Source organism: Streptomyces sp. F001, from assembly GCF_004187715.1.
Taxonomy (GTDB): Bacteria; Actinomycetota; Actinomycetes; order Streptomycetales; family Streptomycetaceae; genus Streptomyces; species Streptomyces flavusporus.
The window spans coordinates 1-5,618 of the sequence record NZ_QZWF01000101.1; the positions used below are offsets into that span (position 1 = coordinate 1).

The 5,618-nt window shown below is 68.8% G+C and carries 3 protein-coding genes and 3 pseudogenes; 1 reads left to right on the forward strand and 5 read right to left on the reverse strand.

The window, feature by feature from the left end; genetic code table 11:
• Positions 1-115 precede the first annotated feature (115 nt).
• Positions 116-286, reverse strand: a pseudogene (locus StrepF001_RS46125) (IS5/IS1182 family transposase); the annotation flags it as partial.
• Positions 287-573: 287 nt separating this feature from the next.
• Between StrepF001_RS46125 and StrepF001_RS44245 the strand changes: the two are divergent.
• Complete coding sequence (locus tag StrepF001_RS44245; protein WP_129803720.1) at positions 574-2,739, forward strand: recombinase family protein; 2,166 nt, start codon at positions 574-576, stop codon at positions 2,737-2,739.
• A gap of 274 nt (positions 2,740-3,013) precedes the next feature.
• Here the strand turns inward: StrepF001_RS44245 and StrepF001_RS46810 are convergent, their stop codons facing one another.
• The 4 genes and pseudogenes from StrepF001_RS46810 to StrepF001_RS49210 form a co-directional block, all read right to left on the reverse strand.
• Positions 3,014-3,262 carry a transposase gene (locus StrepF001_RS46810; protein WP_129803722.1) on the reverse strand — a complete coding sequence of 83 codons (249 nt, stop codon included), beginning with the start codon at positions 3,260-3,262 and terminating at the stop codon, positions 3,014-3,016.
• Positions 3,263-3,276: 14 nt separating this feature from the next.
• The gene (locus StrepF001_RS44260; protein ID WP_240798001.1) at positions 3,277-4,893 is read right to left on the reverse strand and encodes an IS4 family transposase; all 1,617 of its coding nucleotides are present in this window, start codon (positions 4,891-4,893) and stop codon (positions 3,277-3,279) included.
• 141 nt (positions 4,894-5,034) lie between these two features.
• A pseudogene (locus tag StrepF001_RS49205) lies at positions 5,035-5,241 on the reverse strand (IS5/IS1182 family transposase); the annotation flags it as partial.
• A gap of 223 nt (positions 5,242-5,464) precedes the next feature.
• A pseudogene (locus StrepF001_RS49210) lies at positions 5,465-5,618 on the reverse strand (IS701 family transposase); the annotation flags it as partial.

Genomic DNA, 5,618 nt, shown 5'->3' on the forward strand with positions numbered 1-5,618 from the left:
GGCGGTTCAAGCTCGTGCAAGGAGCTGGCCGCGGGACTGGGAGTGAGGCCGGTGCCGGCGAAGGTCGAGGGGGTGCGGTCGAAGGCGAACCGGCTCGTCGGGCGGGGCTGGCTGCTCAAGGAGCCGTCGGGGCGGTTCGCGCTCGCGCCGGGGCTGCGAGGCGGCGGGTCATGAGCATCGTCATCGACCACAGGATCATCGCCTCGCTGGAATCACACCGGCGCTCGTAGTCGCGTGCCAGGCGCCTCGACCGCATCAGCCACCCGAACGTTCTCTCCATCGCCCAGTCACACTGCACATATGGATGGTCTGGACAGTGAGCGGGCGCCGATAATCGGTCGTGAGGGCCTGCTGCGGCTGGCCGAGGTGGCCGAGCGGCTGCGGTCCCGTGAGAGGAACGAGTCGTCATGTGCGACGGGAGTGACGCCGGCCCCAGACGACCGTGCGGGCGACGCCGGACGGACGGGTGTGGGCCGGTCTGCCGGAGATGAACCGGCAGGCGGTGGTGCGGCAGCTGGTGAGACTGGCGGGTCGCGCGATGACCACCGCGGCGGCGGGTGAGCGGGGCCGGTCATGACGGCGGTGATGCCCTGGGAACGGGCCGACAGCAAGGTGAGTGACCGCCACCTCCAGCGCCTCGCGGTGGTCTATGTTCGCCAGTCCACGCGGCAACAGCTTCTGGATCATCAAGAGTCGACCCGGCTGCAGTACGCCTTGGTGGACCGCGCGGTCACGCTGGGCTGGGAGGCGGATCGGGTCCTGGTGATCGACGACGACCTGGGGATGTCCGCGACGTCCGCGGTGGCCCGGACGGGCTTCCAGCGGCTGGTCACCGAGATCGGCCTGGACCACGTCGGCCTCGTTCTCGGCCTGGAGATGTCCCGCCTGGCCCGCTCGGGCAAGGACTGGTACCAGCTGATCGAGCTGTGTGCGCTCTCCGGCGCGGTGCTCGCGGACACCGACGGGGTGTACGACCCGGCCGACTACAACGACAGGCTCCTGCTCGGGCTCAAGGGCACCATGAGCGAGGCCGAACTCCATCTCATCAAGCAGCGGATGTGGAACGGACGCATCAGCAAGGCTCGCCGCGGCGAGCTCACCTTCCCGCTGCCCAGTGGCTATGTCCGGCGTCCCTCCGGGGAGGTGGTCTTCGACCCGGACGAGCAGGTGCAGACCGTCATCCGCCTGATCTTCGCGCAGTTCGAGCGGATCGGCACGCTGCACGGGATGCTGCGCTACCTCGTCCGCCACAACATCCAGCTCGGAATCCGGCTGCGGGAGGGTCCGGACAAGGGCGCGCTTCAGTGGCGCAGGCCCAACCGGATGACGCTGCAGACCCTGCTGCACAACCCCGCCTACGCCGGTATCTACGCCTACGGCCGGCGCCGGGTCGACCCGCGCCGCAAGGACCCCGCCCGGCCCGGCACCGGACGGGTCGTCCAGGCCCGCGACGAATGGCTCGTGATGATCCCCGACGTCCTGCCCGCCTACATCTCCGTCGCCCAGTTCGAGGCCAACGAGGCGAGACTGGCTGCCAACCGCGCCCGCGCCGAGTCCATGGGAGCCGTCCGAGGCGGGCCCGCGCTCGCCGCCGGGCTGGTCTTCTGCGGCCGCTGCGGCAGGCGCATGATGGTGCGCTACCACACCCAGCACAGCCATGCCCGGCCGGAGTATGTGTGCTGCCGGGACGTGACCAACTACGGTGCCCAGGGAGCCTGCCAGCTGCTGAACGCCGGCTGCGTGGACGCCTTCGTGGAACGCCAGGTCCTCGCCGCGCTGCAGCCCGCCGCCGTCGCGGTCTCCCTCCACGCTGCCGACCAGGTCATGGCCGAGCGCGCCGAGCTGGAGAAGCTGTGGACCCAGAAGCTGGAACGGGCCGAGTACGAAGCCGACCGGGCCCGGCGCTGCTACCACCTCGCGGAACCCGAAAACCGGCTGGTCGTACGCCAGTTGGAGAAGGAGTGGGAGGCCGCGCTGGCCGCCCAGCAGAAACTCCGCGAGGACCACGAACGCTTCACCCGCACCAGCCCCCGCACCCTCACTCCCGCCGAGCGGCAGACGATCACGGCGCTGGCCGGCGACATCACCGGCCTGTGGCACGCGGAGACCACCACGGTCACAGACCGCAAGGAGATCGCCCGCGCGATCATCGACAAGGTCGTCCTCACCGTCATCGGCACCAGTGAACGCGTGACGGCGACCATCGTCTGGACGGGCGGTGCCACCACCAAGGAAGAGATCGTCCGCCCGGTCCGGAGCCTGGACCAGCTCAGCTACTACCCCCAACTCGCCGCCCGGATCCGGGAACTGGCAGGCCAGGGCATCGGCGCCAACGGGATCGCCGACCGTCTGGAGGCCGAGGGATACCGCCCGGCCAAGGGCGGCCGACGGATCACCGCGACCACCATCCGCGACCTCATGAGGCGCCGCCTCGCCTGTCCCGCAGGCCGTGTCCACCGCCACCGCCCCGCACCTCCTGGCGAGGAACCCGGCCCCGACGAGTGGTGGCTCAAACACCTGGCCGCGGAGCTGGACATGACCACCTCCACCCTCTACGCCTGGATCAACCGCGGCTGGATCACCACCCGCCGGGAGAGCTGCTGGCCCCACCGGCTCATCGCCCACGCCGACGAGCAAGAGCTCGCCGAACTCCGCGAACGCCGGACACGTCCGCCTGGCTGGTACAGCCGCCGCATCTGGACCGAGACCGCCGAGACAGCAGGGCAACAGACTCCATGAGTGCACTGTGCTTGACAGATCTCCACCACCCACCGGCGCGGCAGTACCACGAACCCCGTCACGTCGTCGCTGCGCTTGACGACCGTGACGACCAGGTGCAGCACGGCCAGCGCCCAGGAGACGAGCACACCGGTGTAGCCGGAGTCGGCCCACAGCTTGGTGATCGTGGGGAACCGCTCGTGCAGGGCGGGCAGCATCTCGGCGGCGGCCTGACGGTCGGTGACATCGGCGGCTGTCACCCGGATCGCCAGCAGCAGTCCGATCGTGTCGCAGATCAGGTGCCGACGCCCACGACCGCGTCGGCCTTCACGGACTGTGAGTCGATCACCGCGGCGGTCGGCTCCGGATCGCGCCCCGCCTGCTCGCGGACCTTCCCGCGCAGCCGGTCGTGGAGCTCGTCGATCAGCCCGTTGTTCCGCCATCGCCGCCAGAACGCGTAGACCCGGTCCCAGGCGGGGAAGCCCACCGGCAACGCCCGCCACTTGATGCCGTTGTCGACCACGTAGAACACGGCGTCGAGCATGCAATGCCACGAAGTTAAGGGCCCGTTGATGATGTCAAGGCATCGGGGAACGTAATCTTGTAGGTGCTCGGTGCCGTGCGGATGAGCCGGCCCTTGCGGGCCCAGTAGCAGAGTTGCGCGTTGAGGCGGCTCAGGGGTAGTCCTGAGCCGCCTCGGCCGAGGAGCCGCGCGATGTCGCGGGCGTGCATGGCCTGATTGGAGTTCGCGGCCAGGATCCGGCAGACCCGGTCCCAACGGCCCGTGGGGGCCCGGCCTGGGTCGTATGCATTGGGCAGGGCCGGTGGCTGCACGGTGACCTCGATGGCGGTGATCAGTGTGCTGTCGCGGGGGCGACCGTCGCGGTTCCAGATGTTGTAGCGGGAGGTTCCGCACTTGACGATGCGGGCGGACAGTCGCATCCGGCGTCCGGGAAGCAGCGCCTGCAGGACGCGGGCGCCGATGTGTCCCACCAGGTCGAAGCCGCTGTTCGGCGCTGTGACCGGGGTTGTTCCCGCGAGGCTGACGACCGTGTCACGGGCGGCCTCCAGAGCAACGGTGAAGCCGGCCCGGTCGGGATCGCAGCCGGGCACTGTCTCCGCCGCGATCACTATCACCGAGCGCAAGGCCTGGTAGAGGGTGAGCAGTCCCCACATCTCCTGGGTGAGGCCCCTCGGGTCCTTCGAACGGAGAACTCGGCCGTTGAGCAGGGTGTGACGGAGCGCCAGGTAGGTGATCTCGATCTCCCAGCGTTCGTGATAGAGACGTACCAGGTGGTCTGCGGGATCCGTGCGGTGGTCGCTGAGCGTGGTCAGCAGGCGGTAGATTCCGCCGAAGTCGCTGCCGTCCGCGGTGCGAGAGTGGATCTCCGCCTCGATCACCCGCAGCTCGAGGCTTCCGATCCGAGTCAGGTAGGAGCCGTCGGGCAGCAGCGCCAGCACCGGCGGGCGCCGGACGCTGGTGGCGCGAATCAGAAACTGTGCCCCTTGAGCCGCGATGTCTGCGAGCAGTTCGTTGCTGTCGAAGGCGCGGTCCGCCAGGAGGAGCATGTCCGAGGTCAGGTGGCCGACCAGGTCGTGGGCGTAGTCGGTTTCGCCCTTGGTGGCTGGGCCAAAGACGGCTGCGATTAGGCCACGGGTGCCGGTTTCGCACAGAGTCATGAGCATCAGCCGGGGGTAGCCTGCCGGACCATGGCGGCGCTCGGTGCGGCCGAGCCAGGACCGGTTGCGCTCGTGGTCGGGGACGTTCAGGCTCCCGCACCCGTCGAAGGCGACCGTGCGCCAGCGGCGGTAGCGCACTCCGGGCGTGGACGGCTGTGCCAACGGGCCGGCCAGCACATCGAACAGCCGCCTGAACGGGGCCACGCCGACCCGCCGACGCAGATCACGAAGTGCCTTCTCCGAGGGCTGCGGCACTCTGGAGGCGAGTCCGGCCACGAGCTTGCCCCACACCAGCCCGGCGCCCAGATGCTCGAACAGCCCGAGCGCGAGCACGAAGTACACCCCAACGCGCGAGGGCAGGCTCCGCAGTCGTCGCTCGCGAGCCCCGGTCTCGTCCAGCACCGCATCCACCAACTCGGGCGGGATGACCTGCGTTAACTCACCGATATGAGCGGGCGCGAACATGTCGGTTCCGCCCGTGACAGACTGAGCCACTGGGCCTCTGCTTTCTCAGGAAGATCTTGGTCGATCCCCTGGATAGCAGAGGCCCTTCTGTATCGCACCCACCCTTGACATCGTCAACGGGCCCTTAACTTCGTGGCATTGGTCCAGCATCTGGCGGTGGCAGTAGCCCTCGGGCCGTCCACCCCGTCCCTGCAGCCAGGCCGGCACCGGCAGCAAGGGCCGGATCTCGGCCCACTCCGCGTCCGTCATGTCCGACGGATACCGGCGCACCCGATCGGGATGATCGGCCGCGTTGCCGTACACGTGCGCGAGGCAATCACACGATGGTGCAGCCGAGTTGAACTGGACGGGCTCGGACGCGTACCACAACGACACCAGGGCCTCCCGGCATTGCTCGGTCAGATTCGCATCCCCGAGCTACCGAGAGGCCCTGTCTTCATGCGCGTACAACGGGAAGATCACCCGGGTGGGAAACCTGTTCGAACCGCACGTTCCATGATCGGTTGAAATACGGCTTCTGAGGGCAAACCTCTGCCGCTGTGGCGGCGTTGATCGGCCCCGCCGCCAAGAGACCTAATACTCCAGCCGTAGATCGTGATCTTCACGGTTGAAGGGCGGCTTGTCGCTGGTAGTGGCTGTGGCGGGCGCGGGCTTGGTGGCGTCGGCGCCAGGTCGACCAGCGTAGGTGGTGGGCGATTTCGCGGGTGGGCTGGGTGGCCAGAGCGGTGAACAGGCGCTGGATCTCGTTGCAGGTC

What these genes read in the sequence shown, in the direction of transcription:
- StrepF001_RS46810 (WP_129803722.1), bottom strand. Translation starts at nt 3,262, where the DNA reads ATGCTCGACGCCGTGTTCTACGTGGTCGACAACGGCATCAAGTGGCGG.
- StrepF001_RS44245 (WP_129803720.1), top strand. Translation starts at nt 574, where the DNA reads ATGACGGCGGTGATGCCCTGGGAACGGGCCGACAGCAAGGTGAGTGAC.